Origin of the sequence: Lutimaribacter saemankumensis (assembly GCF_900100005.1) — a bacterium.
Lineage (GTDB): Bacteria > Pseudomonadota > Alphaproteobacteria > Rhodobacterales > Rhodobacteraceae > Lutimaribacter > Lutimaribacter saemankumensis.
Window position 1 is genome coordinate 143,272 of the sequence record NZ_FNEB01000006.1, and the last position, 26,287, is coordinate 169,558.

Here is a 26,287-nt window from a genome sequence, read left to right on the forward strand (position 1 = left end):
GGAGTATTTCGGGCAAGATGAAGCCCGGACAGGCCGGCTGTCAGACCAGCCCTTCGGCCTTGAACAGCGCCATCACATCCGCCTCGGGGCGGGCGCCGTAGTGGCCGATCACCTCGGCTGCGGCGATGCATCCCATGCGGCCGGAAACCTGGAGGTTCTGCCCGGTCGCAAGGCCATACAGGAAGCCGGCAGCGAACTGGTCGCCCGCGCCGGTGGCATCGACGGGCGTGACCGGGTTCACCGGGACGGTCACCGTTTCCTCACCCTGGACCAGAACGACGTCATGGCCCGAGCGGGTGCAGACGATCAGGCCGCTTTCGGCTGCGGCCTGTTCCAGCGCGCGTCCGAGATCGTCGGTTTCATAGAGTGATTTCCATTCATGTTCATTGCCGATCACGTAGTCGAGCGACTGCACGAGGCGGCGGAAATCGGCGCGGTGGCGATCGACGCAGAACGGGTCAGACAGCGCGATGCCCGCGCGCCCACCGCCTGCGCGGCAAAGCCCGGCGGCGCGTTCGAAGGCCTGTTTGCCCTTGGGCTTGTCGTACAGGTAGCCTTCGAGAAACAGGATTTCGGCACCGCGCGCGACATCGTCGGGCACGTCGTCCGGGCCCAGTTCGGACGAAATCCCGAGATATGTGTTCATCGAGCGTTCGCCATCCGGCGACACGAAGATCATCGAGCGCGAGGTGGGCAGCTCGCCGCCCGGCACCGGCGCGTTGACGAAATCGGTGCCGTCTTCGGCCATGCCGGCGGCGTAGAAACGCCCGAGCTTGTCGTCATGGACACGTCCGATGAATGCGGTGGACAGCCCCAGCGCACCCACGCCCGCCACGCTGTTGGCGACCGAACCGCCGGGCATCTGCACCCGGTTTTCCATCTGGCCATACAGGAACTCACCGCGTTCCTGTTCGACAAGCTGCATCACGCCCTTGTCGATGCCCATGCGGGTCAGGAAATGGTCGTCGCATTGCGAAATCACGTCGACCACGGCGTTGCCGATCCCGACGAGCTGGTACTTTGTCATTCTGTCTTGTCCTCGAATTGGCACAGGTCACGGATCAGGCAGGCGTTGCATTTGGGCTTTCGCGCCACGCAGGTGTAGCGGCCGTGCAGGATCAGCCAGTGATGGGCGTGCTGCTGGAAATCGACGGGCACGTTGTCTTCGATTGCGCGTTCGACGGCGACCACGTCCTTGCCCGGGCAGATGCCGGTGCGGTTGCCGACGCGGAAGATATGCGTATCGACCGCCTGTGCGGGATAGTGCCACCACATGTTCAGCACCACGTTCGCCGTCTTGCGGCCCACGCCGGGCAGCGCCTGCAGCGCTGCACGCGAATTGGGCACGACACCGCCATACTCGTCGACAAGGATACGGCTGAGCTTGATGACGTTCTTGGCCTTGTTTCGGTACAGGCCGATCGTCTTGATATGTTCGATTACGCCTTCTTCGCCCAGGGCCAGCATCTTTTCGGGCGTGTCCGCGATCTGGAACAGTTTTCGCGTCGCCTTGTTCACGCCCGCGTCGGTGGCCTGCGCCGACAGGGCCACGGCCACCACCAGCGTGTAGGCGTTCACATGCTCAAGCTCGCCTTTCGGTTCGGGCTCGGCCGCGTGAAAGCGGGTAAAGATCTCGCGGATCGTGTGGTAATCGAGCTGCTTTGCCATGTTGCGGGATGGTATGCCCCCAGATCGTCCTGGCCGCAAGCGCCCGTGCGGCACAAAGCAAAAGGCCCGTGGCAAAACCACGGGGCCTGGTCGGATTTGGGGCGAAACGCCTAGGAGGTCTTGCGCCGGCGCCGGGTGACCAGCGTCAGGAACCCGACGCCGCCGGCCAGCAACGGAGCCGAGAACGGCAACGGAATCGTGGTGACAGTCGGGTACGTGGTCGTACGCAGCGTGAAGCTTTGATACTGGATCGAGTCACTGAGATTGATGGCGAAATTCACGTTCAGGTTCGCCAGATCCTCGATTGCGTCCTCGAACAAGGCGTCGCCCAGTCCAAGCCGTGCGACAAGCGCGCTGAAGTCGGTGAAGTACTCGACGTCGACACCTGTCAGGCTTTTTGCGGTACCGGCAACCAGGTCCAGAACGTCGCGGCGCATTTCCCAGCTTCCGTCGGTATACCATGCCATCAGCAGGGCGTCGGTCGATGCGTCGTTGTCGTTATCCCAGAACGCACCCATCGGGACGCTTTCCTGCGACAGCCACGACCCGAACAAGCCATCATACGGGCCGAAGAACCCGGTGCTGGTCAGCGTGGTTTCGGTTTGCAGCACGTTCAGCCCCGCGCGTTCAGGCGCAAAGAAGCCGTCCAGCGAGAAGTTTGGGTTGCTGATCGCGTCGCCGAACAGACCGAACGGAAACTGCGTTGTCGACGAGGCGCCAGCCGATGCGGGCTGTGCCTGGAAGGCGGTCGAGAATGTCACGCCATCGGTCGCTGATGCTTGCTGAAAGCTGTCGCCGACACCAAAGCCAAGTTCAAGGCTGAACCCGTCAAGCGACTGCATCGTCTGGTTTATCAGTCGATAGAACACCTGGTAGTTCGATTCCGCCCCTTGCGCGAGGTCGAACACAAGGTCGATCGGTCCGGTATCCGTAACCTGGGTTTTCACGCGCTTGCCGCTCTGGAACGGGCTGGTGCAGGTCGCTGTCGGATTCGACGTCATGATGCACCCATCCAGCGTCAACGGGTCGGACCCGCCCTGTGTATAGGTTTCTGGAACGACGTATATTCCGGGACTGACCGCTTCGGGCGGGGTAAAGGCGATACGGCCGTTCGTCACCGCGTCGGGATCAGTGGCGTCACGATCGTAAACGACACTCACACCGGTGTCGCCGACGGTCGCCGGGTCGGAGCCGACATCGACATTGTCCTTGTTCCAACCCAGGATGGTCGCAGCGTTCACCGGTGCAGCAAGAAAAAGCAGAGCCGGTAATGCTGACAAGAGTAGTTTTGACTTGGGGGTCATCAGAGCCTCCTCACAAGATTAATTTTGAAAATAACCACGCGATAGAAAAGGTACTGGATACGGTCTGCCCCTGGTAAAAGCGTTCCCGTCCCGGTTTGTCCGGCATGCTTGAAAGCCATCCCGGACCGGTAAGGAAACCTTGGTTTATGTATTCTGGAATTTTTATATATTTAAAAACGAATATGGCAAATTGATTTCAATCAATGCGCAAGAAACGGGTTTGAAAAGGCGATGCCGCGGGACAAAATTCATGCAGGCTTTTTCAAGGAGCGGCAGGATGACCGAGCATCAAGGCTACCACTACCATGTCATGCGGCGTGCGCTCGACCTGATCGACGCGGCGGATAGTCCGCTTTCGCTCGACGAACTGTCCGGGGCGATGGGCATGAGCGCGGCGCATTTCCAGCGGCTTTTTACGCAATGGGTGGGTGTAAGCCCGAAACGCTATCAGCAATACCTGGCGCTGGGGCAGGCCCGGGCCTTGCTGGCCGAGCGTCACACGATGCTTGAGGCGGCGGATGGGGCCGGTCTGTCGGGGGCGGGCCGGCTGCATGATCTGTTCCTGCGCTGGGAGGCGATGAGCCCGGGCGACTATGCGCGCGGCGGGGCTGGGTTGACGATCCGCTGGGGCTGGTTCGACAGCCCGTTCGGCAGGGTTCTTGCGATGGGAACGGATCGCGGTTTGTGCGGGCTTGCCTTCGCCGAGGAAACCGGCGAGGCCGAGGCGATGGCCGACCTGCGCGGGCGCTGGCCCGACGCCACCTATGTCGAGGACGCAGAGGCGATCCGAGGCTGGGTCGAAGCCGGTTTCGCGCAAAAGGGCGAGGCGCGGCTGCACATGATCGGCGCGCCGTTCCAGATCAAGGTCTGGGAGGCGTTGCTGAACGTGCCCACGGGCCATGTCACGACCTATTCCGACATCGCCACCGCCATCGGGCGGCCGCGCGCGGTGCGGGCCGTGGGCACGGCGGTGGGGCGCAACCCCGTCAGTTTCCTGATCCCGTGTCACCGGGCCTTGCGCAAATCCGGGGGGTTGGGTGGCTATCATTGGGGCCTTCCGGTCAAGCGCGCGCTGCTGGCCTGGGAAAGCGCGCGCACCGGGGCCTGACCCGTTATGCGCGGATTACCGCCGAATTCCCCCCAGAAGCTTGTTGGGTCGGCATCGTGCCGTGCCTATACTGGCGATGTCCGGCGATGGACGATAACACCACCAGATCAGAGGCATATTCATGATCCGAGCATCGAAACTTTCCCTTCTTCTCGCGGGCTCGGCCCTTGTGCTGACTGCCGCCTGTAACGTGCAGCCCGCCGAAAAGACCCGCACCGGTGCCGTGACCGGTGGGCTTATCGGCGCGGTTCTGGGCGCTGCGACCAGCGACAACAAGGCGCAAGGCGCAATCAAGGGGGCGGCCCTGGGGGCCGCGGCGGGCGGCGTGATCGGCTACAGCCTCGATCAGCAGGCCGCGGAACTGCGCGAAGGCCTGGGCGATGCCGCAACCGTGACCAACACCGGCGACCGGCTGATCGTGTCGATGTCGCAGGACATCCTGTTCGCGACCGACAGTTCGGCCCTGGCGCCGTCCATTCGCGACGAGCTGCGTACCGTTGCGGTCAGCCTGAACAAGTATCCTGAATCGACCGTGCAGGTCGTGGGGCATACCGACAATACCGGGGATGCGGGCTATAACTTCGACCTGTCGCAGCGCCGTGCTGCGGCCGTGTCGTCCGAGCTGATCGCCTCGGGTGTGCCCTCGCGGCGCATCCAGACCATCGGCCGCGGCGAGGATCAGCCGGTCGCGTCGAACCTGACGCCCGAAGGCCGGGCGCAGAACCGCCGGGTTGAAATCGTGATCCTGCCGACCGCCTGATTTCGGCGCTTGCACCTCAAACGCGCCCCGCCGGGACATCCCGCGCGGGGCGCTGCAGTTTCACAGGGTCTGTGCGGCGGTGCGCGTTTCGGGCGCGGTGCCCGTGCACTAGGTGGATGCGAAAGAGAATCTTGGAAAGGTGAAAAGATGAGTAGACCGACGCTTCTGGGCATTTCCGGCTCTTTGCGTGCCGCGTCGACCAACCGCAAACTCCTGCGCGAGGCCGCGCGCGTTTTCGGCGATGCCGACTATATCGAGGCGGATGTGAATTTTCCGCTCTACGATGGCGATCTCGAGGCCGATGAGGGCATTCCGGCTGCCGTTCAGGCGTTGTCCGATCAGATCGCCGCCGCCGATGCCGTGCTGATTTCCGGGCCGGAATACAACAAGGGCATTTCCGGCGTGCTGAAAAACGCGCTGGACTGGGTCAGCCGGACCGAAGGCAACCCGTGGGCGGACAAGCCCGTCGCCATCATGTCGGCGGCAGCGGGCCGCGCGGGCGGCGAGCGCACGCAGGTCATGCTGCGCATGTGCCTTTACCCGTTCCGGCCACGGCTTTTGCAGGGCCCCGAGGTGCTGGTTGCCGCATCGGCGGACCAGTTCGACGATCAGGGCCGCCTGCAGGGCGAGATGAACGTCAAGACGCTGAACGCGCTGATCGAGGCGCTCAAGGCCGAGATGGCGCGCTAGTCGCGGGTTGCGATCTCGATCAGGTTGTTGTCGGGGTCGCGGACATAGATCGACAGGATCGGCCCGGTTGCCCCTGTGCGGGCAATCGGGCCTTGTTCTACCGCGATGCCCATGTCCGCAAGGTGCGCGATCCAGGTTTCGAGCGGGGTTTCCGTCAGGAAACACAGATCCGCGCTGCCGGGGCGCACATGGCCTGCCTTGGGTTCGAACTCATGACCGGATTGGTGCAGGTTGATCTTTTGCTGACCGAAATGCAGCGACCAGCGCGTGGTGCCGTCGGCGGGCATGAACGGCTGCGCCGTCATTCCCAGGCCGTCACGGTAGAACGCAATCGTCGCAGGGATATCCGCGACCGTAAGAACAAGGTGATCCAGCCCGGTCACATGCGGCATTTGCGATTGCTCCTTTCCCTGCGCGGGCCTAGCCTGCGCGGTGCAATAGGAAGGATGGGCCGTAGATGAGCGACAGTCAAACCGATGTGATGGACCCCGCCCGAGCCCGTGCGCTGCAGGCGACATTGGGTATGGATCAGACGATCGGTTCAGGCGACCCGCTGCCGCCCTTTTTCCACCAGATCTATTTCTGGGCTCCCGAACCGCCCGCCAGGCTTGGGCGCGATGGGCATCCGAAAACCGGGATCGGCCTGATCCCGGACATGGGCCTGCCGCGCCGGATGTGGGCCGGGGGACGGCTGGAATTCCACGGCCCGCTGCGCGCGGGCATCATTGCCGAGAAACGCTCGGTCGTTGAAAAGACTGCGCGCAAGGACGGGCGCACCGGCCCGCTTGCCTTTGTGACGCTGCGCCACGAAATCGCGCAGGACGGCGTGACGCGCGTCACCGAATGGCAGGATCTCGTCTACCGCGAAGATCCGGCCCCAGACGCCCCGCAGCCGGTGCCGCCGCAGGCCCCAACAGACGAGGATGCCTGCATGCGCTGGGAGTTCGGCACGACGCGCCTGTTTCGATATTCCGCGCTGACTTTCAACGGGCATCGCATTCATTACGACCTGGACTATTCCACCGGGGTCGAGGGCTACGCCGGGCTGGTGACGCACGGCCCGCTACTGGCGCAATTGCTTATGCTGCTGGCGGAAAAGCGGCTGGGCGGGCTTGGATCATTCGCGTTCCGCGCCACCGCACCGCTGATGCATGACGAACCGGCCGAGATCTGCTGGCGCGATGACGGAACGCTCTGGGCGCGCGGGCCGGACGGGCGGCAATGCATGTCAGCCAGCGCCAGCTGACCCCGCTCAGTGCGCACTGGCGCATTGTCCGTGATCCGCCAAAGCTTCGAGTAGGCGACACGGGGCGCCGTCGTGATCGCAGGCATTGGTGATGCGCTCCAGCTCCTGTTCCAGGCGCTGAAGCCGGGCAATCCGGTCGCGGATATCGGCAAGATGCGACTCGGCGATGGCATGGGCCTGCCGGCATGGCGCGCGCTCGCGGTCGGACAGGTCCAGCAGGGCGCGGATCGCATCCAGCGAAAGCCCCAGCGCCCGGCCATGTGCGATAAAGCGCAGCCGGTCGCGGCCCGCAGCCGTGTAGCGGCGCTGATTTCCCGCGCTGCGGCCATCGCAGGCAAGCAGGCCGATTTCCTCGTAATAGCGGATGGTGGGCACCTTGACCCCGCTGGCCTGCGACAACTGGCCGATCGAAAACATGAAAACCCCCCTTGAACCTCTAGTCACTAGAGAGATTAAGTTGTTTCGCGTCACAACCGCAAGGAGGCGCATATGCCCCACGACCACCACCATCACCACCACCCCGAGGTCGATCTTGCCGGCGACCGCCGCGTCGCCGCCGCGGTGGGCGTCAATATCCTGCTGACGGTTGTCCAGATCGTTGCGGGGCTGTTTTCCGGCTCGCTCGCGCTGATCGCGGATGCGGTGCACAACCTGTCGGACGCGTTGTCGCTGGTCATCGCATTCGCCGCACGGCGCATCGCGCGCCGCCCGGCCGATGCCGACATGACATTCGGCTATGGCCGGGCCGAGGTGGTGGCCGCGCTGATCAACTATGTGACGCTGATCGTCATCGCGTTGTGGCTGGCCGTCGAAGGGGTGGGGCGTTTCCTGAATCCGGTCGAGGTCGAAGGCTGGACGGTTGTGATCGTGGCCGGTGTCGCGCTGGTGGTGGATCTCGTGACTGCGGCGCTGATCCTGCGTCTGTCGCATGACAGCATGAACATCCGGGCGGCGTTTCTTCACAACGTGGCGGATGCGATGGGGTCGGTCGCGGTGGTCGTCGGCGGCACACTGATCCTTCTTTATGGCTGGTGGATCGTCGATCCGATCATCACGCTGCTGATCTCGGGCTATATCCTGTGGCATTCCTGGCAGGGCATCGGCCCCGTCATCCGTGTGCTGATGCTGGGAAGCCCCGACAGCCCCCGCATCGACGAGGTCGCGCACACGCTGTGTTCGGCGGATGGCGTGGCCGATGTCCATGCGCTGCATCTGTGGCGGGTGCAGGAACACCGCGTGGCGCTGCAAGCCCATGTCGTGATCGAGGACACGGCAGGGATGGACGTGGTGCGTGCCGATCTCAAGGCGTTGCTCGAGGACCGGTTCGGCATTACCCACAGTTCCCTCGAACTCGAAGGGCCCGGCGCCGCCTGCCATGACCGGGCGCTGATCGGGTCGGGCTAGGGGTTGCACTCGGCCCCGTTTTGCCGCCTTTTGGCGGCAGCACGAACGGAGGGCCCGATGGCCGATGAACACCAGCAGATCGATGACGCGACGCTGACGCGCGCCTTTGTCGATGTCCTGACCGTCGAACGGATCGAGGAAAATTTCTATCGCGGCATCGCCACGCCGCAGGGGCGCGGGCGCAGCTTTGGCGGCCAGGTGATCGCGCAGGCGCTGAGCGCGGCGACGATGACCGTGCCGGATGACCGGCCGGTGCATTCGCTGCATGGCTATTTCATGCGTCCGGGCGACGCCACGCAGCCCGTGCTCTATCAGGTCGAACGGGACCGCGACGGCGGCAGCTTCACCACCCGCCGCGTCGTCGCGATCCAGCATGGCGCGCCGATCCTGAACCTCGCCGCATCGTTCCACGTCGCCGAACCGGGGCTGTTTCACCAGGACGAAATGCCAGAGGTCACCCCGCCCGAAGACCTGCCTACGGAACATGCGCTGGCCGAAACCATGCGCGAAGACCTGCCCGAGATGTTCCTGAAATGGCTGGCCACGCCGCGCCCGGTCGAGATGCGCGCCGAGTTTCCGCGCCCGCCCTTCGACCGGACGCCGCGCCCGGCGGTGCAACACATGTGGTTCCGCACCAAGGGCAATCTGGGCGACGATCCCAAGCTGCACCGCGCGGCGCTGGCCTTCATCTCGGATTTCGGGTTGCTGGGCACCTCGATGATGCCGCATGGCAAGGCTTTTGCCGATCCCGACATGCAGTTCGCAAGCCTGGATCATGCGCTTTGGATTCACGACGATTTCCGCGTCGACGAGTGGCTGTTGTACGTGATGGACAGCCCCTGGGCGGGCGGTGCGCGCGGGTTCAACCGCGGCCGCATCTTCACCCGCGATGGCCGCATGGTCGCGAACGTCGCGCAAGAGGGCCTTGTGCGCAATATCCAGCGCAAGGGCTGACAAGACTTCCGGCGCCGGGCGGCTTGATGCCGCCCGCTGCTTCATCTTGCCGAAAATACCTCCGGGGGTGAGCCCGGAACGGGCGAGGGGGCAGAGCCCCCTTTATTCGGCCGCCAGAATCTCCATGCCGACGCGATGGCGCGAGGGTTGGAAAAACACCCCGTCAGCGCAGAACTGCCGATAGTCGCAGGTCAGTTCCTCGCCAGCGGCGATATCGCGCGTGGCGGTGCCGCGGGCGGGGTCGGACAAATCGACATTCGGCATGTCGCTGTGGTTCATGAACCGCCCTTCGTCGCAATCCAGAACGATCCGGTCGGGGTCGGTCGGATGATCGTAGGTATAGCGCTCCAGGAACTCGCGGAAATGGGCGGGCAGGCTGTCCAGCTCTTCGCGGAAATAGCTGACATCGAACCGCGGATCGTAAAGCCAGACAAGCTCGCCCTTGCGGATCGGGCCGTGCGAAAATACCCCCAGCCCTTCGATCGAAGAGGGGGCAAGATAGGCGCGCATCATCATCATGCGCTTCATCCCTTGAAAGAGGGTCGGCCCGCCCGTTCCGAACCGGGGAAAAGCGCGCGCCCGAGGGAACGGCGCGCGCACGCCGGGCGGGTGGCGCAGGGAAATGCTAAGCGTCAGATCGCGAAATCCCGCAACGGAAATTTAGCCTGTAACGAAAGATGTGATCGCCGCACGCGGATCACGCATCCTGCATCCAGCGCAGCCCGGCGACCGTATCGTCCGCGGGGACATATTCCCCGCTGACAATGCCGGCATAGCCGTCGGCATCGAGCCGCGCGAAGAAAGCCGGATAATCTATCGCACCACCCGGCAATGGTTCGTGCCGGCCTTCGGCGGCGGCCACCTGCACATGCGCCGCGCGGTGGCCGTGACGCGCCCATGCGGCCATGACGTCGCCTGTGATGCGGTGCGCGTGATAGGCGTCGAATTGCAGCGCCAGGTTCGGCCGGCCGAGCCTGTCCAGTATCGCGGCGGCCTGGTCGAAATCGATCAGGAAATAGCCCGGCATGTCATCGGGGTTGATCGGTTCGATCGTGAGGGTCAGGCCGGGGGCAAGGCGCGCGGCCGTTGCCGTGGCCCAATCGAGGTTCTCGATGAACGTATCGGCCGCGTCCTGCCCCGCCGCAAGCCCGGCCATGACGTGCAGCACCGGCACGTCCAGCGCGGCAGCATAGTCCAGCGACCGCGCGAAATCGGCCCGGAACCGCGCGGTTTCACCGGGGATCGCGGCGGCCCCGCGCCCGCCCGCGGCCCAGTCGTCGGCGGGTGTGTTGATCAGAACCATGCGTGTGCCCGTGCCTTCGAGCTGCGCGCGCAGATCGTCCACCCGCAGCGCATAGGGAAAGAGCATTTCGACCCGTTCGACGCCTGCCTCGGACGCAGCCGGTATGCGGGCCGACAGCGGCAGTTCCACGAAAGCCAGCGTCACGTTCAGGGCAAAGCGTGGCAATGGCTTTAGCCTTCGGGCAGTTCGGCGGACGGGATCATGCCGAAGAATTCGCCGCCCGACCAAAGCCCGAACCAGCCGTCGTGATGGCTGCCGATCTCGACCAGCCGGTAAAAGCTCTTGCGGTCGATCAGCGCTTCGAGGTTGGCGCGGATCAGCACATAAGGCGAAGGTTCGCCGGTTTCGGGATCGCGGATCACCCGGATCGGGTGGTCCGGGCCTGCGGTCGCCCTGTCGCCTACGTTGGTGATGAATGTCAGGGTCTGGTCACGGCCTTGGCCGGCCGCTTCGAAATCCACGGCCACGAATGGTGCGTCATCGACGGTGATGCCGACCTTTTCGACAGGCGTGACAAGGAAATACTTGTCGCCGTCCTTGCGCAGGATCGTCGAAAACAGGCGCACCAGTTCAGGCCGCCCGATTGGCGTTCCGAGGTAGAACCAGGTGCCGTCCCGCGCGATCCGCATATCCAGATCGCCGCAAAATGGTGGGTTCCACAAATGCACAGGCGGCAGGCCTTTGCCCTTTTGCGCGGCTTTCGCCGATGCGGCGATGCCGTCGGCCGAGGGTTTCACGATGTTTTGTCCGCTCATTGCTTTTGCCATTTCGATTGTGCGCGATACACTCATACCAAGACATAGGTCCATGACAGGAGGAATGCCATGACCGATGACACCGATCTGGTGGCCGGGATCGAGGCGCTGGAAGAAAAACTGGCGCATGCGCGCGCGTCGATCACGCGGCGATTCATCGGGCAGGAGCGCGTTGTCGACCTGACCCTGACCGCGCTTTTGTGTGGTGGACACGGGTTGTTGATCGGCCTTCCGGGCCTTGGCAAGACCCGGCTGGTCGAGACCCTGTCCACGGTCATGGGCCTGGATGGCAACCGTATTCAGTTCACGCCTGATCTGATGCCTTCCGACATCCTCGGCTCCGAGGTCCTGGACACGTCGGACGACGGCAAGCGGCATTTCCGTTTCGTGCCCGGGCCGATCTTCTGCCAGCTTCTGATGGCCGACGAGATCAACCGCGCAAGCCCCCGCACGCAATCGGCGCTGCTGCAGGCGATGCAGGAACGCCGCGTGACCGTCGCTGGCGAGGATCGTCCGCTCGGTGTCCCGTTCCACGTTCTGGCCACCCAGAACCCCATCGAACAGGAAGGTACCTACCCGCTGCCCGAGGCGCAGCTTGACCGTTTCCTGGTGCAGATCGACGTGAAATACCCCGACCGCCAGACCGAGCGGGATATCCTGCTGGCCACCACCGGCGTGGCCGAGGAAGAGGCGCACGGGGTGTTCACCGCCGCCGAACTGATCGAGGCGCAGACGCTGCTGCGCAGGATGCCGGTCGGCGACAGCGTGGTCGAGGCGATCCTTGATCTGGTGCGTGCGTTCCGCCCGGATGACGACAGCGCGAATGACCGCGTGCGCCAGACCGTGGCCTGGGGGCCTGGACCGCGCGCGGCGCAGGCGCTGATGCTGACTGTACGGGCGCGGGCGCTGCTGCAAGGCCGTCTGGCGCCTTCGGTCGAGGATGTGGCCGACATGGCCCACCCGGTTCTCATTCACCGCATGGCGTTGAACTTTGCCGCGCGTGCGCGGGGTGACGATCTTGCTTCGCTGATCGCTGAAACCGTGGGCCAGGTGACCCGTAAAGAGGCCGCAGCGTGACAACACCCCTTGCCCTTCGTGCCCGGGCCGAGTCCGAAGCCGCCCGGCTGCCGCCGCTTCTGGCGCGGGCCGAGCAACTGGCCGGCACCGTCCTTTTGGGCGAACACGGACGGCGGCGCGCGGGGCTGGGGGATGATTTCTGGCAATACCGACCGGCACAGCCGGGCGATCCGGCGCACCGCATCGATTGGCGCCGCTCCGGGCGGGGCGATCAGCAATTCGTGCGCGAGCGCGAATGGCAGATCGCTCAGTCGGTGATGCTGTGGGTCGACCGTGCGGCCTCGATGCGGTTTTCGTCTGACAAGGGATTGCCGGAAAAGGGCGACCGCGCGCGCCTTTTGGCACTGGCGCTGTCTGTCATGCTGATCCGCGGCGGCGAGCGTGTGGGCCTGACTGGCGCCAGCCTGCCGCCGCGCCGTGGCAATGCGCAGCTGGAACGGCTTGCCGCGATTTTCATGGACGACGATGCCAGCGACTATGGCGAGCCCGAGGCGCGCGGCATGATCCCGCATGCGCGGGCGGTGTTCATTTCCGATTTCATGGGCGACGTGGCGCCGGTTCATGCGGCTTTGACCAAGGCCGCCGACCGGGGTGTGCGGGGCCTGCTTATCCAGGTTCTCGACCCCAGCGAAGAGGCGTTCCCGTTTCAGGGCCGCACGGTGTTCGAAAGCGTCGGCGGCACGCTCAGCCATGAGACGCTGAAGGCGGGCGATCTGCGCGACCGGTATCTGCAGCGCCTTGCCGCGCGAAAGGACGAGCTGGCGCAGCTTTGCCGCGCGACCGGGTGGCAATATCATTGCCACCACACCGGTGACAGCGCGCAGGCCGCGCTGCTGTGGGCGTGGCGGGCAATGGACCAGGGGGCTGTGCGATGACGTTTGGCCCGATTGGTTTTGCCGCGCCCTGGTTGCTGGCGGCGCTCGTTGCGCTGCCGATCCTGTGGCTGATCCTGCGGGCGATCCCACCGGCGCCGATCCGGCGGCGGTTCCCGGGCGTGGCGCTGCTGCTTGGCCTGACCGACGACCACACGGTGACAGACCGCACACCGTGGTGGCTGTTGCTGTTGCGGATGCTGGCGGTTGCGGCGGTGATCGTCGGGCTGGCCGGCCCGATCCTGAACCCGGAACCGGAAGACCCGACCGCGGGTGACGGGCCTGTCCTGTTCGTCCTGGATGGCGGCTGGACCGGTGCGCAGGACTGGACCGCGCGGGCCGATATGCTGGACCGTCTGCTGGCCGAGGCGGGGCGTGCGGGGCGTACTGCGGCGGTTTTGCGGCTGACCACGCCGGAAGAGCCGGTTTTCCAGGCTCCTGATCAATGGCAGGCACGGATCGCGGGACTGACCCCCCAACCGTGGGAGCCGTCCGAAGACTTGATTGCGCAGGCCGCGGCTGCGTTGGGGGACGGGCCGTTCGATACCGTCTGGCTGTCAGACGGGCTGGCCTTGACGGGACGTGACGGTTTGCTGTCGGCGCTCGAGGCGCGCGGCGCCGTGCGCGTGATCGAAGGCGGGCGCGGTGCGATGGCGTTGCTGCCGGCGACATTCGAAGGCGGCATCGTCACGCTGACCGCGCGCCGCGCCGTCACCACCGGGCCGCGCGACATCACCATTGCCGCGCACGGGCTGGACCCCGCCGGCGTCGCCCGCATCCTGGCGCGGCTGAACCTGAGCTTCGCGCCTGGCGAGGCCGAGGCGACGGGCGAGTTGTCCCTGCCGGCGGAACTGCGCGGGCGGATCACCCGGTTCGAGATCGAAGGCGCGCGCAGTGCGGGCGCCGTGGCGCTGTCGGATGACAGCCTGCGCCGGCGCGAGGTCGCGCTGATTGCCGGGCGGGACGACCGCGAAGGGCTCGAACTGCTGGAGCCGCTGCATTACCTGCGCCAGGCGTTGGAGCCGTCGGCCGACCTTCTGGATGGCGCGCTGACCGATATCCTGCCGGCCAACCCCGATGTCGTGGTCCTGGCCGATGTCGCGACGCTGTCGGGGGCCGAGCAGGCCGATCTGCTGGATTGGGTGGATGGCGGCGGCCTGCTGTTGCGATTTGCCGGGCCGCGCCTGGCGGCCAGTGACGTGAGCCGCAGCGAAGAGGCGCCGCTGATGCCCGTGCGCCTGCGCGCCGGCGGCCGCACGGTGGGTGGTGCGATGAGCTGGGGCGAGCCGAAATCGCTGGCGCCCTTTGCCGAGGACAGCCCGTTCTACGGCCTCGACATTCCGGGCGACGTGCGTGTCAGCGCGCAGGTCATGGCCCAGCCCGACCCGACGCTGGCCGAGCGGGTGATCGCGCAGCTTTCGGATGGCACGCCGCTGGTCACGCGCAAGCGGATCGGGCAGGGCCAGGTCGTGCTGGTGCATGTGACGGCCAATGCTGAATGGTCGACGCTGCCTCTGTCGGGCCTGTTCGTCCAGATGCTGGAGCGTCTGGCGGTGTCCTCGGCGACGGGCCAGCCCGAGGCGGGCGATCTTGAAGGCACCACTTGGCAGCCGCGCGCCGTGCTGGATGGGTTCGGGCGCATCGACGAGGCACAGACTTTGCCCGGTGTCGATGGCGCCGATCTGGTGGCGGCGCCGCTGGGCCCCAACCTGCGGCCCGGCGTTTATGAGGGCGAAGACAGGCGTATCGCACGCAATGCCATGAGCGCGGACCGCGTCCTGGTGCCTGCGGCCTGGCCCGCGCGTATTCCTGTCGAGGGTATGGATCGTCCGCCCGAACAGCCGCTCGGCGGCTGGCTGCTGGCGCTGGCGCTGATCCTGCTGGCGGCGGATGTGATCGCGACGCTGGCGCTGTCGGGCCGTCTGCGTGGCGGTGGCGGTGGCATTGCGAAAGGCACGGGCGCCGCGTTGGTCGCGCTGTCGCTGATGCTGCCGGCCGGGCAGGCGCGGGCGCAGGATGCGGCGCAGGTCGACGAGGATTTCGCCATCGCGGCCACCGCCGAGATGGTGTTGGCGCATGTCCTGACGGGCAACAGCCAACTGGACGAAATGGCCGAGGCGGGCATGCGCGGATTGTCGGATGTGCTGTTCTTCCGCACGTCGGTCGAACCCGCCAACCCGATCGGCGTGAACCTGGAAACCGACGAATTGTCGCTTTTCCCGATGCTGTACTGGCCGATCACGCCTGATCAGCCGATGCCGTCCGCCGAAGCCTATGCCAAGCTCAACCGCTACCTGCGTTCGGGCGGGATGATCCTGTTCGACACGCGCGATGCCGATGTCGCCGGGTTCGGCGCGGCCAGCCCGAACGGGCGCAAGCTGCAGGAACTGGCCCGCCCGCTGGACATTCCGCCGCTGGAGCCTGTGCCGTCCGACCACGTGCTGACGCGCACCTTCTATCTGCTGCAGGATTTCCCCGGCCGCCATGTCAGCCGTGATGTCTGGGTCGAGGCGGCCCCCGCGGATGCCGAACAGATCGAGGGCATGCCGTTTCGCAACCTCAATGACGGGGTGACGCCGGTGGTGATCGGCGGCAACGACTGGGCCGCGGCCTGGGCGATGGATGACCGGGGCAACCCGCTCTATCCGGTGGGGCGCGGGTTCAGCGGCGAACGCCAGCGTGAACTGGCCTATCGTTTCGGGGTGAACCTGGTGATGCATGTGCTGACGGGCAACTACAAATCCGACCAGGTCCATGTGCCTGCGTTGCTGGACAGGTTGGGCCAATGACGGGAACGGTGATCTTCGACCCCCTGCTGCACTGGGTGGTGCTGGCGGTTCTGGCGGCGGTCGCGGCGGCCGGCATCGGCCTTGCGCTGTGGCGCGGGCTGACGGGCTGGGCGCTGCGGGCCCTGGCGGCGATGGTCGTGCTGGGGGCGTTGGCCGGCCCGAGCTGGCAGATGGAGGACCGTGCGCCCTTGTCCGATATCGTGCTGATGGCGGTCGATGGCTCGTCGAGCCAGAAACTTGGCGATCGCGCGGCCCTCACCGACGATGCCGCGCGCCAGATCGAAGCGGCGATCGCCGCGCGCCCCAACACCGAGCTGCGCCGGATCAACCTGGGCGATGGCGAAGACGACACCGGCACACAGCTTATGACGGCCATCAACGAGGCCCTGGCCGAGGAACCGCGCGGCCGCATAGCCGGGATCGTGGCGTTGTCCGATGGACAGGTGCATGACGCGGACCTGGCCAGCGATCTGCCCGCACCGTTCCATTTGCTGCATACCGGGCGCGACAGCGACTGGGACCGGCGGCTGGTGGTCGAGAACGCCCCGGCCTTTGCCATCCTGGGCGAACCGGTCACCCTGTCGATCCGTATCGAGGACATGGGGGCCGCGCCCGAACAAAACGCCATGGCTTCGCTGGATATCTCGGTCGATGGCGGTGAAGCGCAACGCTTTGACCTGCGCGTGGGCCGCACGGTGGATCTGCCGCTGGAGCTGCCGCATGGCGGGCGCAACGTGATCCAGTTCTCGGTGCCCGAAGCCGAGGGCGAACTGACAGACCGCAACAATACCGCGCTGGTGCAGATCAACGGTGTGCGCGACCGGCTGCGGGTGCTGCTGGTGTCGGGCGAGCCCCATGCCGGCGGGCGCACCTGGCGCAACCTTCTGAAATCCGACAGCTCGGTCGACCTGGTGCATTTCACGATCCTGCGGCCGCCCGAGAAACAGGATGGCGTGCCGGTGGCCGAGCTGAGCCTGATCGCGTTTCCGACGCGCGAGCTGTTCATGGACAAGATCGAGGATTTCGACCTGATCATCTTTGACCGCTACAAGCGGCGCGGCATCCTTCCGTCGCTCTACCTGGACAATGTGCGCAACTATGTCGAAACCGGCGGCGCGGTGCTGATCGCGGCGGGGCCGGATTTCGCGAGTGCGGACTCCATCTATCGCTCGCCGCTGAGCCAGGTGGTGCCGGCCGCGCCCACGGCGCGGGTGATCGAACAGGGATATACGCCCTCGGTCACCGATATTGGTCAGCGCCACCCGGTGACTGCCGGCCTTGCACCGCAGGGTGCGGGCGACTGGGGGCGCTGGATGCGTCAGATCGAGGTCGAGCCGCAATCCGGCAACGTCGTCATGTCAGGCGCCGAGGAAAAGCCGCTGCTGGTGCTGGACCGTGTGGGCGAGGGTCGGATCGCGCTGTTGGCGTCGGACCAGGCGTGGTTGTGGGATCGCGGGTTCGAAGGCGGTGGGCCGCAGCTGGAGTTGCTGCGGCGGCTGGCCCACTGGATGATGAAGGAGCCCGAGCTGGAGGAAGAGGCGATCTGGGCCGAGCCGACGGGCCAGACGATGCGCATCATCCGCCGCACGCTGGGTGAGGCCGTCGGGGACGTGACGGTCACCACGCCGTCGGGTGACGAGGTGCAGGTGCCGCTAACTGAGGTGCGGCCCGGTCAGTACGAAGCGATTTACCAGGGCCCTGAAATCGGCCTCTATCGCCTGGAAGAAGGGGATCAGGAGGCGGTGATCGGGCTGGGGCCGGCAGCGCCGCGCGAATTCGTGCAAACCATCGCCACCGACGAGGTGCTGCGCCCGGTCATCGACGCGGGCCGCGGCGGCGCGGTGGCTCTTGCCGCGGAAGGTGTGCCGCAGGTCCGTGCCGTGCGCGAGGGTCGCCCCGCCGCCGGCCGCGGATGGATCGGGATCACCCCGCGCGATGCGTATCAGACGCTGGACGTGACCAAGGTGCCCTTGCTGCCGGAATGGCTGGTTCTCTTGCTGGCGTCGGCCCTGATCGTCGGGGCGTGGCTGCGCGAGGGCCGGCGCTGATCCGGCGGAGCGGGCTGGCGCCCGCGCCGTATGTGCATCGCTGGCGCGATGCGGGTCGAGGGGCGCTGCCCCTCGAACTCCCCGGGATATTTTCAGGAAAGAGAAAGATCAGGTGCGAGGCGGGCGGCTGCGGTAAACCGGCAGGCGCCATCCGAAGCGCAAGGAGCCCGCGCGCAGTATCAGCGTGACCGCCGCGCATGCCGACAGGGTGATCCATGGCGTTTCGCCTATCCGTTCGGCGGTCACCGCGGCCAGCGCGCCCGCGAAGGCGGCGGTTACGTAGAGTTCGCCCTGTTTCAGCACCAGCGGCACCTCGCCCACGACAACGTCGCGCATCAGCCCGCCCATGCATCCGGTGACCATGCCCATGATGATGACGATGGGCGCGGGCTGGTTCAGCGACAGCGCCACACCCGCACCGGCGGTGACGGCGACGGCCAGGGCGCAGGCATCGAGCCACAAGAGCGCGCGGTAGCGGCTTTCGAGCAGGTGCGCGGTGAAGAACACAAGGATCGCGGCCGCCGCAGCGACAGCCAGGAAACTGGGTGCGGCTATCCAGAACACCGGGTTGCGGTCCAGAAGAACGTCGCGCAGCGTGCCGCCGCCCACCGCCGTCAGGCAGGCGAGAAACGCAAAACCCACGATGTCAAGCTGGGCGCGGCTGGCCACCAGCGCGCCGGTCAGTGCGAAGATCAGCACCGCCGCATAATCGAGCGCGAGAAGAAGCGCGCTCATCCCGCCTTGCCCGGTTTGAAGGGGGCCATGCCCGCGCGGGCCAGTTCGTCGGCGCGTTCGTTTTCGGGGTGGCCGGCATGCCCCTTGACCCATTCCCAGGTCACGTCGTGGCGGCGTTGCGCCTCGTCCAGGCGCTGCCATAGTTCCACGTTCTTGACCGGCTTCTTGTTCGAGGTTTTCCAGCCGTTGCGTTTCCAGCCGTGAATCCAGCCGGTGACGCCGTTCTTAACATAGGCGCTGTCGGTGACGATGGTGATCTGCGATGGTTTGGAAAGCGTTTCCAGCGCGGCGATGGCGGCCAGCAATTCCATCCGGTTGTTCGTTGTCTCGGGTTCGCCGCCGTTGAGTTCGCGCTCTTTCAGGATGGTATCGCCATCCAATGCGCGCAGCAGGACGCCCCAGCCTCCGGGGCCTGGATTGCCGGAACATGCACCGTCCGTGTAAGCGAAAAGCTGTGTCATGGGCGCATCTAGCGGAGGGCGGGGGCAGGGCGCAAGACGATCACGCGCGTTTCGCGCGGATCGCGACCCAGTCGGCGAGGGTGCCGTCCAGCCCCTGGTCCCGCCCCTGCGCCATAGACTGCGGTGCAAGGCCAGCCTGATCCAGCAGGGCCGAAAGCTCGTCCGGCATGTAATAGCTGTAGACACGGCCCAGACGGTCACGCGCCTCGCCAGTGCCGGTTTTGACCGCGATGTGAAACAGGCCATCGGGCTGAAGCGCTGCGTGAATCGCGGCGAGATATCCGGGCAGCGCGGCGCGTGGCGCGTGAAGCAGACTGAAATTGGCCCAGATACCGTGATAGATCCCGGTATGACCTTCGGCGGCGAACATGTCGAAATCGGCCTGGCGTGCGGCCACGCCGTCCTGCGCGCGGGCCAGCGACACCATCGGTTCGGAGGCGTCGACCGCCTCGACGACAAGTCCCGCGGCGGCCATGTGACCGGCGTCGGTGCCCGGTCCGCAGCCCAGGTCGAGCACGCGTGCCCCCGCGGGCAATGCCGCGATGAAGGCTGACAGCAAGTCGCCCGGCGCAGTCGTGGCGGTGACGCGGGCATATTCGGCAGCGCGGGCGTCGTAGACGCGCAGGGTTTCTTCGTCGCGGCTCATCCCAGCAGGGGTATGGCAAGGCAGGCGACGACGACCACCGTCAGCATCACCCGCAGCGACATCCACCAGGGTGGGGCCAGTTCCTGTTTCCAGAACAGCCAGTCCAGCCCCAGAAGCCCCAGGAATCCGGCAATCAGGCTGATGCCGGCGCTGGTGGGGCCGCCGCCCGTCATGAAGAACGCCCAGAGCGCCGGAATGACCGACAGCGCGTATCCCGTGGCAGCCACATTGCCGTTGGCGCGGGTGGCAAAGCCCCACAACACGCCCGACATGAAGGACAGGATGACCGCGCCATAGAAGAGCCCCACATAGGGCCCGGTGAAGCGGGGGCCGATGGCGCGTGCGCTCCACATTCCGAGGTCGGGAAAGACGGTGGTGATCGCGCCCCAGACGAACGGGATCAGGCCGGCAAGGCCAAGCAACAGGGCAGAGCGAGGTATCTGTGTCATGGGCCGTTCCGGTGTCACGCCTCTTCGCGCAGAACGCGGGGCACCTTGAAGTTCACCCGTTCCTGTGCGGTCTCGACGAGGTTCACGGTGACGTCGAACCGGTCGCGGAAGGCGTCGATCACCTCGTTCACCAGAACCTCGGGGGCCGATGCGCCTGCGGTGATCCCAAGGCTGCCGATGCCTTCCAATGCGCGCCAGTCGATGTCGCCGGCGCGCTGGACGAGCTGTGCATAGGAGCAGCCGGCGCGTGCGCCGACCTCGACCAGGCGTTTGGAGTTCGACGAATTGGGCGCCCCCACGACAAGCAGCGCATCGCAGAGCGGGGCGATTTCCTTGACCGCCTGCTGGCGGTTGGTCGTTGCGTAACAGATGTCTTCCTTGTGCGGGCCGACGATCGCGGGGAACCGTTCCTGCAGCGCGGCCACGACATCGGCCGTATCGTCGATCGACAGGGTTGTCTGCGTGACATAGGCCAGCTTTCCGGGGTCGCGCACGTCCAGGGTGGCCACGTCTTCGACCGTTTCGACCAAGAGCACGTCGCCTGCGGGCAACTGACCCATCGTCCCGATGGTTTCCGGGTGGCCGGCATGGCCGATCATCACGATCTGCAGGCCGTTTTCGGCATGGCGTTCGGCCTCGATATGGACCTTGCTGACCAGAGGGCAGGTGGCATCGACATAGATCATCTGCCGGGCCTCGGCCGCGGCGGGAACCGATTTCGGAACGCCATGGGCCGAAAAGATCACCGGGCGGTCGTCGGGGCAGTCTTCCAGTTCCTCGACGAAAACCGCGCCCTGGTCGCGCAGATTATCGACCACGAACTTGTTGTGCACGATCTCGTGCCGGACAAAAACCGGCGCACCCCATTTCTCCAGCGCCATCTCGACGATCTTGATCGCACGATCCACGCCGGCGCAAAATCCGCGCGGCGCCGCAAGGTGAATTGTCAGTGGGGGCTTCGTCATCGCGGTCTCCGGGCTTTTGTCCAGAGGTAGGGGAATGCCCAGCCCACGTCCAGTGCGGGCTTGGATCAAGTGGACTTGATTTGCTTTCCGACCGGGCTAGAAAATCGTGTTCAATTGTATGCAGGTCCAAAAATGACCAGCCTCGACGAAGAATTCTTTCTGCTGTCCCAGCAACGCGTCCGCGCGTTGGAGCAACGTCTGTCCAGAATTGCGCTGGAAGAGCTGGCGCGAGAGGTGATGGCCAGGCTGGCCGCGCGGGGCCCTGCGCTGGAACCCGACGACCCGTCGCACCCGCAACGTGCCGACATCAATATCCTGTGCCAAGCGCTGATATCGGAAAACCCGTCCGAGGCACGCGAGATGATGCTGGACCTGCAGGCGGACGGGTATTCCCTGGACCTGCTGTTCGCGCGCTATCTTGCGCCGGCGGCCGAAAGGCTGGGCGCGATGTGGGATGCAAGCGAGCTGGATTTCATGCAGGTCACGTTGGGTGTCGGGCGTATCCACGACCTGGTGCGCATCCTGCGCGACCACTTGCCGGCAACCCGCATCACGCAGAAAGAGCCGGTTCTGTTCGCCTCGGTTCCGGGGGAGCAGCATAGCGTCGGGTTGGACATGGCGGCCGAGCTGTTCCGGCAGCGCGGCTGGGATGTGCGGCTGCTTATCGGTGCCACCCACGACGCGATCATGAACGAGATCGAGAACATATCCTGCCTCGTGCTGGGGCTGTCTTCGGGCGGGCGTGCCACGGCCGAGGCCTTGGCCAGGATCGTTCATGCCGCGCGTGTCGCGCATCCGGCGATATACGTGATCGTCAGCGGACGGATCGTCGATCGCGAACCGGACCTCGTCAACCTGATCGCGCCGGACAGCGCCGTGAAAACGGTGGAAGAGGCGATTGCCACGATGGAACGTCTGTCCGGCGCGCCCACGCAGGAACCATGATCGGCGCACGCCTCAACCTTGCCATGTTTTTTCCGTTCTAATTGCACCGTGCCGTGCGATCCCGTCGGGCGGTGCATTGCGTCTGCCGCGTTCCGGCGGCGGGATCATCCGACAAGAACGAGTTTGAGGCTTTATCGTGAGCAGCGAGTCAGACCTCTTTTCAGACGGTGATGCGCATATCACCTACACCGTGCGTGTCACGGCGTGGATCGTTATTGCCCTGAGCCTGTTCTGGCTGATGCTGAGCCTTGCCGGACAGCAGTGGGTCGTCGGTGCCGTCGCCGCGTTCGTCCTGGTCGGTACGAGCCTTTCTTTGCTTGTCGTCTTGATGGGCTACAACCTGCTTGGCCGCCTTTTGTGGTATGTCATCGGGGTTGCTGCGATCACGGCGGCCGTGTTTCTTGTGCATCCGGCCGGCAATGTCGAGGCGATGTATGCCGCCCTTCTGGGCGGGCCGTTCCTGACATTTTCGATCAAACGAGAGCGCAATTACCTGATTGCCGCCGTTCTGGGCGTGATGATGGCGTGGCTTTGCACCCGTATCCTGGGGCACGACTATTTCGGTCCGCCGCTTCTGGATGCGGAATTCGCGCGCAATCACGTCTCGTTCTTTGCGCTTTCAAGCACCTTCGTCGTCGTCAGCTTTGAAATGGGCGTGTTCACCTATCTGATGTACAAGAGCAACGAACGCCTGCGCGCGTCGCGCGAGGCGGCGGATGTGGCCAACCGGGCAAAAAGCGAATTCCTCGCCGCCATGAGCCATGAAATCCGCACGCCGATGAACGGTGTCGTCAGCATGGTCGAAATCCTTGAGAATACCGAACTGACACCAGACCAGCGGCGTATCCTGCAAACCGTGCAGGAATCCTCGGCGTCACTGCTGCGCATCATCGAAGACATTCTGGATATGTCCAAGATCGAGGCCGGCAAACTGGAACTTTTGAACGAACCCACCGATTTGCTGCACACGGTCGAGGCGGCGGTCGATACGCTGCGGTCCTATTCGGATTCCTACAACGTGGATCTGAGCCTGCATTTCGACATGTCGCTTCCGCGTATGGTCACTTGCGACGCGGGCCGGCTGCGTCAGGTGATCCTGAACCTGCTGGGCAATGCGATCAAGTTCTCCCGCCGGCCTGCCGACGAGCCCCGCGGGCATGTCCACCTGAGCGTGACCCGCGATGCCGAAGATCGGATGCGCCTGGTCTTCCGTGATGATGGGATCGGCATCAGCGAAGAGTTCCAGGCCCAGCTTTTCGAACCCTTCCGGCAATCCGAGGACGTCACGACCCGTCGTTACGGCGGTTCCGGGCTGGGGCTTGCCATCGTGCAGCAGCTGGTGACCAAGATGAACGGAACGATATCGGTCGAAAGCGTTCTGGGCGAGGGCGCGGAGTTCACGCTGGATCTGCCGATTGTCGAGCCTTCCCAGAGCATAGAAACCCCCGATTTCACCGACACGGCCTTTGTGGTCTTCCGCGCGGGTGAGCGGCAGCGGAAAGTCTGGAAGGACTACATCGGAGCCTGCGGCGGAGTGATGATCGCGCTCGATGAACGCGACGACCTTTGGGATCGCGCGCGTGCGCGGTCGCGCGATGCGGTGTTCGTGATGGATATGTATTCCGACAGTCAGGACGACCGCGATGCGCTGATCGCCGCGTTCCGCAAGGATTTCCCCGAGGCGCGCATGATCGTTCTCAACCGGATACGCAACGTGGCCGGCGGCACGCCCGTCGACGGAACGGCGATCGTTCAGGCCGGGCCGCTTCTGCCATCGGAACTCTGGGCCGGGCTGCGCCAGCTTCAGCGGCGTGGCACGGCCGATAGCGAGGGCAAGTCGCTGCGCCCTGGTGCCATCACGGCAAAGCCGGCCGGCGCGGTGCCGCGTATCCTTGTAGCCGAGGACAACGAGATCAACCAGGTGGTCATCCGCCGCCAGATCGAGCAACTCGGCTATCTCGCAACCATCGTCGGGGACGGCCGCGAAGCTGTGAAAGAGTGGATGAACGGCGATTTCGACATCGTCCTGACAGATTGCCATATGCCGGAGATGGATGGGTTCGCGTTGACGCAGCATATCCGCGACATGGAATCCGCGCGTCCCGGCGAACATATCCCCATCGTGGCGATCACGGCGAACGCACTGAATGGCGAGGCGGAAAGGTGCCTGTCCGCTGGAATGGACGCCTACCTGTCCAAGCCGGTCAAACTGGCCGAGCTGAAATCGACGATCGACGCCTTGGCCCGGCAGAACGACGCGGCCTGATCCTCACGCAGACGTGGGTTGATCCGGCGCGGATATCTGACAGCGTTGCGGCATGATAACGACGATGCCCAAACGCTTTGCGATATGTCTGCTGCCGGTGATGGCTGCACCGGCATTCGCGACCGAAGATGCGGGATTGCTTCCCTATCGCGATCCGGTGGTGGTGCGCACCGGTGAACGGATTTACGCCGACTATTGCGCGTCCTGTCACGGCGCCAATCTTGAGGGTGAGGAAAACTGGCGCGACCGCGATGCCGACGGATACCTGCCGGCACCGCCTCATGACCCAAGCGGTCATACCTGGCATCATCCCGACAGTCAGTTGTTCGAAATCACCAAACACGGGATCGAGGCGATGGTCGGCAATGGATACCGCAGCCGAATGGGCGGTTTCGGCGATATCCTGACCGATCGCGAAATCCTGGCGGTGCTTGCGTTCATCAAAAGCACCTGGCCCAAACCCATAATATCGCGCCACAACGAATTGAACGCGGTGGCGGACAACAAGTAGGGCGTCAGCCGGCCTGGTACGCGGTTTCGCGCTGTGCGCTGGGTTCGCGCGGCGGGCGGCCTATGACTTCTTTCAGCTCGTCCAGTTCGATGAAATTGTCGGCCTGGCGGCGCAGTTCGTCGGCGATCATCGGTGGCTGGCTGCGGATCGTCGATACGACGGAAACCCGTACACCCTGACGCTGGAGGCTTTCGACCAGGGGCCGGAAATCGCCATCGCCGGAAAACAGCACGATGTGATCGACGCGCGGTGCAAGCTCCATAGCATCGACCGTCAGTTCGATGTCCATGTTGCCTTTCACCTTCCGCCGTCCCTGGCTGTCGGTGTATTCCTTCGCCGGTTTCGTCACCATGGTGAAACCGTTGTAGTGCAACCAGTCTACGAGTGGCCGGATGGGAGAATACTCGTCGTTTTCAAGCAGCGCCGTGTAATAGAACGCACGCAGCAGCTTTCCGCGCCGCATGAATTCCTGACGGAGCAGCTTGTAATCGATATCGAAACCCAGCGCCTTGGCAGCCGCATACAGGTTCGATCCATCGATGAACAGCGCAAGCCGTTCGTCTTTGTAGAACATATACCTTCCTTCCGGTTTTCCCCAAGGTGCCGTCCGTGAGTGAAAAAATAATGGACACCTCGGGTGTAGCAAAAAAATAAGGCTACCAGACTTGGTCAGCAAGCGATTTATTGTCGCAAAAGGATAGGGCTCTTATGTCGTTGGATCAATCTTGTCTGATAGCGCTAGGCGCGAACTTGCCCACAGGCGACACCTCACCTGAGGTTGCATTGCGCTCTGCGGTCGCCCGCATGGATGGGCGCATCGGCCGCATTGCGGCCCTCAGCCGGATTTACCGCACCCCTTGTTTTCCGCCCGGAGCGGGGCCTGATTACGTCAACGCCGCCGTCTCGGTCGACACCCATTTGACGCCACAGGAGATACTGGCAGGCCTGCATGAGATCGAAGCCGATTTCGGTCGCGAAAGAAAGCAGAGATGGGGCGCGCGTACGCTCGATCTCGATCTTCTGGCGGTAGGCGACCAGGTGCTGCCGGACCGGGCGACCCAGCAGGAATGGATGCGATTGCCGCCGGATGAGCGTGGACGCGTCGCGCCGCAAGAGCTGATCCTGCCGCACCCGCGCCTGCAAGAGCGTGCTTTCGTGCTCGTGCCTCTGGCCGATGTCGCGCCGGACTGGCGGCACCCGGTACTGCGGCAGACCGTCCGGGAAATGTGCGATGCGCTGCCGGAAACGGACCGCAAGGAGGTGATCGCGATCGCGTGAATGCCCTTGTCATTTCTCAAATGATCAGTTAGGCAGCGGTCTTCTGATCTGCC

The 26,287-nt window shown here is 64.8% G+C and carries 28 protein-coding genes; 14 read left to right on the plus strand and 14 right to left on the minus strand.

The annotated features are described in order from the left end of the window. Positions 1-40: 40 nt before the first annotated feature. The 3 genes from BLT50_RS12460 to BLT50_RS12470 form a co-directional block, all read right to left on the minus strand. A complete protein-coding gene (locus tag BLT50_RS12460) occupies positions 41-1,027 on the minus strand; it encodes an adenosine kinase (RefSeq protein WP_090029026.1) in 987 nt (328 codons plus the stop codon). Next, a complete protein-coding gene (nth, locus tag BLT50_RS12465; protein ID WP_090029027.1) occupies positions 1,024-1,668 on the minus strand; it encodes an endonuclease III in 645 nt (214 codons plus the stop codon). The genes BLT50_RS12460 and nth overlap by 4 nt, the downstream gene beginning before the upstream one ends. A gap of 110 nt (positions 1,669-1,778) precedes the next feature. After that, complete coding sequence (locus BLT50_RS12470) at positions 1,779-2,909, minus strand: VPLPA-CTERM sorting domain-containing protein (protein ID WP_090029028.1); 1,131 nt, start codon at positions 2,907-2,909, stop codon at positions 1,779-1,781. A 340-nt stretch (positions 2,910-3,249) separates the two neighbouring features. Here BLT50_RS12470 and BLT50_RS12475 point away from each other — a divergent pair, with 340 nt between their 5' ends. The 3 genes from BLT50_RS12475 (at position 3,250) to BLT50_RS12485 (ending at position 5,530) form a co-directional block, all read left to right on the plus strand. Further along, on the plus strand, positions 3,250-4,080 hold the full coding sequence (locus BLT50_RS12475; RefSeq protein WP_090029029.1) for a methylated-DNA--[protein]-cysteine S-methyltransferase: 831 nt from the start codon (positions 3,250-3,252) through the stop codon (positions 4,078-4,080). Positions 4,081-4,201: 121 nt separating this feature from the next. Further along, complete coding sequence (locus tag BLT50_RS12480) at positions 4,202-4,840, plus strand: YiaD family glycine zipper/OmpA-like lipoprotein (protein WP_090029030.1); 639 nt, start codon at positions 4,202-4,204, stop codon at positions 4,838-4,840. A 147-nt stretch (positions 4,841-4,987) separates the two neighbouring features. Further along, positions 4,988-5,530 (plus strand): NADPH-dependent FMN reductase, encoded by a 543-nt coding sequence (locus BLT50_RS12485; RefSeq protein WP_090029031.1) that lies wholly within the window; start codon positions 4,988-4,990, stop codon positions 5,528-5,530. Here BLT50_RS12485 and BLT50_RS12490 read toward each other — a convergent pair. Further along, positions 5,527-5,922, minus strand: coding sequence for a VOC family protein (locus tag BLT50_RS12490; protein ID WP_090029032.1), 396 nt, complete (start codon positions 5,920-5,922; stop codon positions 5,527-5,529). The genes BLT50_RS12485 and BLT50_RS12490 overlap by 4 nt on opposite strands. A gap of 65 nt (positions 5,923-5,987) precedes the next feature. Between BLT50_RS12490 and BLT50_RS12495 the strand changes: the two genes are divergently transcribed. Further along, a complete protein-coding gene (locus BLT50_RS12495) occupies positions 5,988-6,776 on the plus strand; it encodes an HTD2 family dehydratase (RefSeq protein WP_090029033.1) in 789 nt (262 codons plus the stop codon). 6 nt (positions 6,777-6,782) lie between these two features. Here the strand turns inward: BLT50_RS12495 and BLT50_RS12500 are convergent, their stop codons facing one another. Beyond that, positions 6,783-7,193 (minus strand): MerR family transcriptional regulator, encoded by a 411-nt coding sequence (locus BLT50_RS12500; RefSeq protein WP_090029034.1) that lies wholly within the window; start codon positions 7,191-7,193, stop codon positions 6,783-6,785. A 72-nt stretch (positions 7,194-7,265) separates the two neighbouring features. Here BLT50_RS12500 and BLT50_RS12505 point away from each other — a divergent pair, with 72 nt between their 5' ends. Both BLT50_RS12505 and BLT50_RS12510 read left to right on the plus strand, forming a co-directional pair. Further along, positions 7,266-8,180: a cation diffusion facilitator family transporter gene (locus tag BLT50_RS12505; RefSeq protein ID WP_090029035.1), complete on the plus strand. Its 915-nt coding sequence runs from the start codon at positions 7,266-7,268 to the stop codon at positions 8,178-8,180. A 57-nt stretch (positions 8,181-8,237) separates the two neighbouring features. Beyond that, entirely contained in the window at positions 8,238-9,134 is an 897-nt protein-coding gene (locus BLT50_RS12510; RefSeq protein WP_090029036.1) for an acyl-CoA thioesterase, read from the plus strand. 102 nt (positions 9,135-9,236) lie between these two features. On the opposite strand, the gene BLT50_RS12515 is transcribed toward BLT50_RS12510, so the two are convergent. From BLT50_RS12515 to BLT50_RS12525, 3 genes are all read right to left on the minus strand, one after another. After that, positions 9,237-9,653 (minus strand): SET domain-containing protein, encoded by a 417-nt coding sequence (locus BLT50_RS12515; protein WP_090029159.1) that lies wholly within the window; start codon positions 9,651-9,653, stop codon positions 9,237-9,239. Positions 9,654-9,831: 178 nt separating this feature from the next. Next, positions 9,832-10,602, minus strand: coding sequence for a hydroxypyruvate isomerase family protein (locus BLT50_RS12520; protein ID WP_090029037.1), 771 nt, complete (start codon positions 10,600-10,602; stop codon positions 9,832-9,834). Positions 10,603-10,607: 5 nt separating this feature from the next. Next, on the minus strand, positions 10,608-11,192 hold the full coding sequence (locus BLT50_RS12525) for a DUF1285 domain-containing protein (RefSeq protein WP_090029160.1): 585 nt from the start codon (positions 11,190-11,192) through the stop codon (positions 10,608-10,610). Positions 11,193-11,261: 69 nt separating this feature from the next. Between BLT50_RS12525 and BLT50_RS12530 the strand changes: the two genes are divergently transcribed. Genes BLT50_RS12530 through BLT50_RS12545 form a run of 4 tightly spaced genes read left to right on the plus strand, consistent with a single transcriptional unit; the run spans position 11,262 to position 17,978 of the window. Further along, positions 11,262-12,269 carry an AAA family ATPase gene (locus BLT50_RS12530; protein WP_090029038.1) on the plus strand — a complete coding sequence of 336 codons (1,008 nt, stop codon included), beginning with the start codon at positions 11,262-11,264 and terminating at the stop codon, positions 12,267-12,269. Continuing rightward, complete coding sequence (locus tag BLT50_RS12535; RefSeq protein WP_090029039.1) at positions 12,266-13,144, plus strand: DUF58 domain-containing protein; 879 nt, start codon at positions 12,266-12,268, stop codon at positions 13,142-13,144. The genes BLT50_RS12530 and BLT50_RS12535 overlap by 4 nt, the downstream gene beginning before the upstream one ends. After that, positions 13,141-15,930: a DUF4159 domain-containing protein gene (locus BLT50_RS12540; protein WP_090029040.1), complete on the plus strand. Its 2,790-nt coding sequence runs from the start codon at positions 13,141-13,143 to the stop codon at positions 15,928-15,930. The genes BLT50_RS12535 and BLT50_RS12540 overlap by 4 nt, the downstream gene beginning before the upstream one ends. Next, positions 15,927-17,978, plus strand: a complete 2,052-nt coding sequence (locus BLT50_RS12545) for a hypothetical protein (RefSeq protein WP_090029041.1) — start codon at positions 15,927-15,929, stop codon at positions 17,976-17,978. The genes BLT50_RS12540 and BLT50_RS12545 overlap by 4 nt, the downstream gene beginning before the upstream one ends. A gap of 108 nt (positions 17,979-18,086) precedes the next feature. Here the strand turns inward: BLT50_RS12545 and BLT50_RS12550 are convergent, their stop codons facing one another. Genes BLT50_RS12550 through ispH form a run of 5 tightly spaced genes read right to left on the minus strand, consistent with a single transcriptional unit; the run spans position 18,087 to position 21,234 of the window. Further along, positions 18,087-18,713, minus strand: a complete 627-nt coding sequence (locus tag BLT50_RS12550; protein ID WP_090029042.1) for a trimeric intracellular cation channel family protein — start codon at positions 18,711-18,713, stop codon at positions 18,087-18,089. After that, positions 18,710-19,174, minus strand: coding sequence for a ribonuclease HI (gene rnhA, locus BLT50_RS12555; protein ID WP_090029043.1), 465 nt, complete (start codon positions 19,172-19,174; stop codon positions 18,710-18,712). The genes BLT50_RS12550 and rnhA overlap by 4 nt, the downstream gene beginning before the upstream one ends. A gap of 40 nt (positions 19,175-19,214) precedes the next feature. Beyond that, positions 19,215-19,820: a class I SAM-dependent DNA methyltransferase gene (locus BLT50_RS12560; RefSeq protein WP_090029044.1), complete on the minus strand. Its 606-nt coding sequence runs from the start codon at positions 19,818-19,820 to the stop codon at positions 19,215-19,217. Continuing rightward, the gene (locus tag BLT50_RS12565) at positions 19,817-20,269 is read right to left on the minus strand and encodes a DUF3429 domain-containing protein (RefSeq protein ID WP_090029045.1); all 453 of its coding nucleotides are present in this window, start codon (positions 20,267-20,269) and stop codon (positions 19,817-19,819) included. Before BLT50_RS12565 ends, BLT50_RS12560 begins: the two co-directional genes overlap by 4 nt. A gap of 14 nt (positions 20,270-20,283) precedes the next feature. Further along, positions 20,284-21,234 carry a 4-hydroxy-3-methylbut-2-enyl diphosphate reductase gene (gene ispH / locus BLT50_RS12570; RefSeq protein ID WP_090029046.1) on the minus strand — a complete coding sequence of 317 codons (951 nt, stop codon included), beginning with the start codon at positions 21,232-21,234 and terminating at the stop codon, positions 20,284-20,286. Positions 21,235-21,366: 132 nt separating this feature from the next. Here ispH and BLT50_RS12575 point away from each other — a divergent pair, with 132 nt between their 5' ends. The 3 genes from BLT50_RS12575 to BLT50_RS12585 all read left to right on the plus strand — a co-directional run bounded on the left by BLT50_RS12575 (position 21,367) and on the right by BLT50_RS12585 (position 24,956). Next, positions 21,367-22,179 (plus strand): cobalamin B12-binding domain-containing protein, encoded by an 813-nt coding sequence (locus tag BLT50_RS12575; RefSeq protein WP_090029047.1) that lies wholly within the window; start codon positions 21,367-21,369, stop codon positions 22,177-22,179. A gap of 136 nt (positions 22,180-22,315) precedes the next feature. Then, on the plus strand, positions 22,316-24,445 hold the full coding sequence (locus BLT50_RS12580) for an ATP-binding protein (RefSeq protein WP_090029048.1): 2,130 nt from the start codon (positions 22,316-22,318) through the stop codon (positions 24,443-24,445). Positions 24,446-24,509: 64 nt separating this feature from the next. Further along, on the plus strand, positions 24,510-24,956 hold the full coding sequence (locus tag BLT50_RS12585; protein WP_217629234.1) for a c-type cytochrome: 447 nt from the start codon (positions 24,510-24,512) through the stop codon (positions 24,954-24,956). 4 nt (positions 24,957-24,960) lie between these two features. Here the strand turns inward: BLT50_RS12585 and BLT50_RS12590 are convergent, their stop codons facing one another. Beyond that, positions 24,961-25,530: a LabA-like NYN domain-containing protein gene (locus BLT50_RS12590; protein WP_090029050.1), complete on the minus strand. Its 570-nt coding sequence runs from the start codon at positions 25,528-25,530 to the stop codon at positions 24,961-24,963. Positions 25,531-25,664: 134 nt separating this feature from the next. Here BLT50_RS12590 and folK point away from each other — a divergent pair, with 134 nt between their 5' ends. Beyond that, positions 25,665-26,234 (plus strand): 2-amino-4-hydroxy-6-hydroxymethyldihydropteridine diphosphokinase, encoded by a 570-nt coding sequence (folK, locus tag BLT50_RS12595; RefSeq protein WP_090029051.1) that lies wholly within the window; start codon positions 25,665-25,667, stop codon positions 26,232-26,234. The last annotated feature ends 53 nt before the right edge of the window (positions 26,235-26,287 follow it).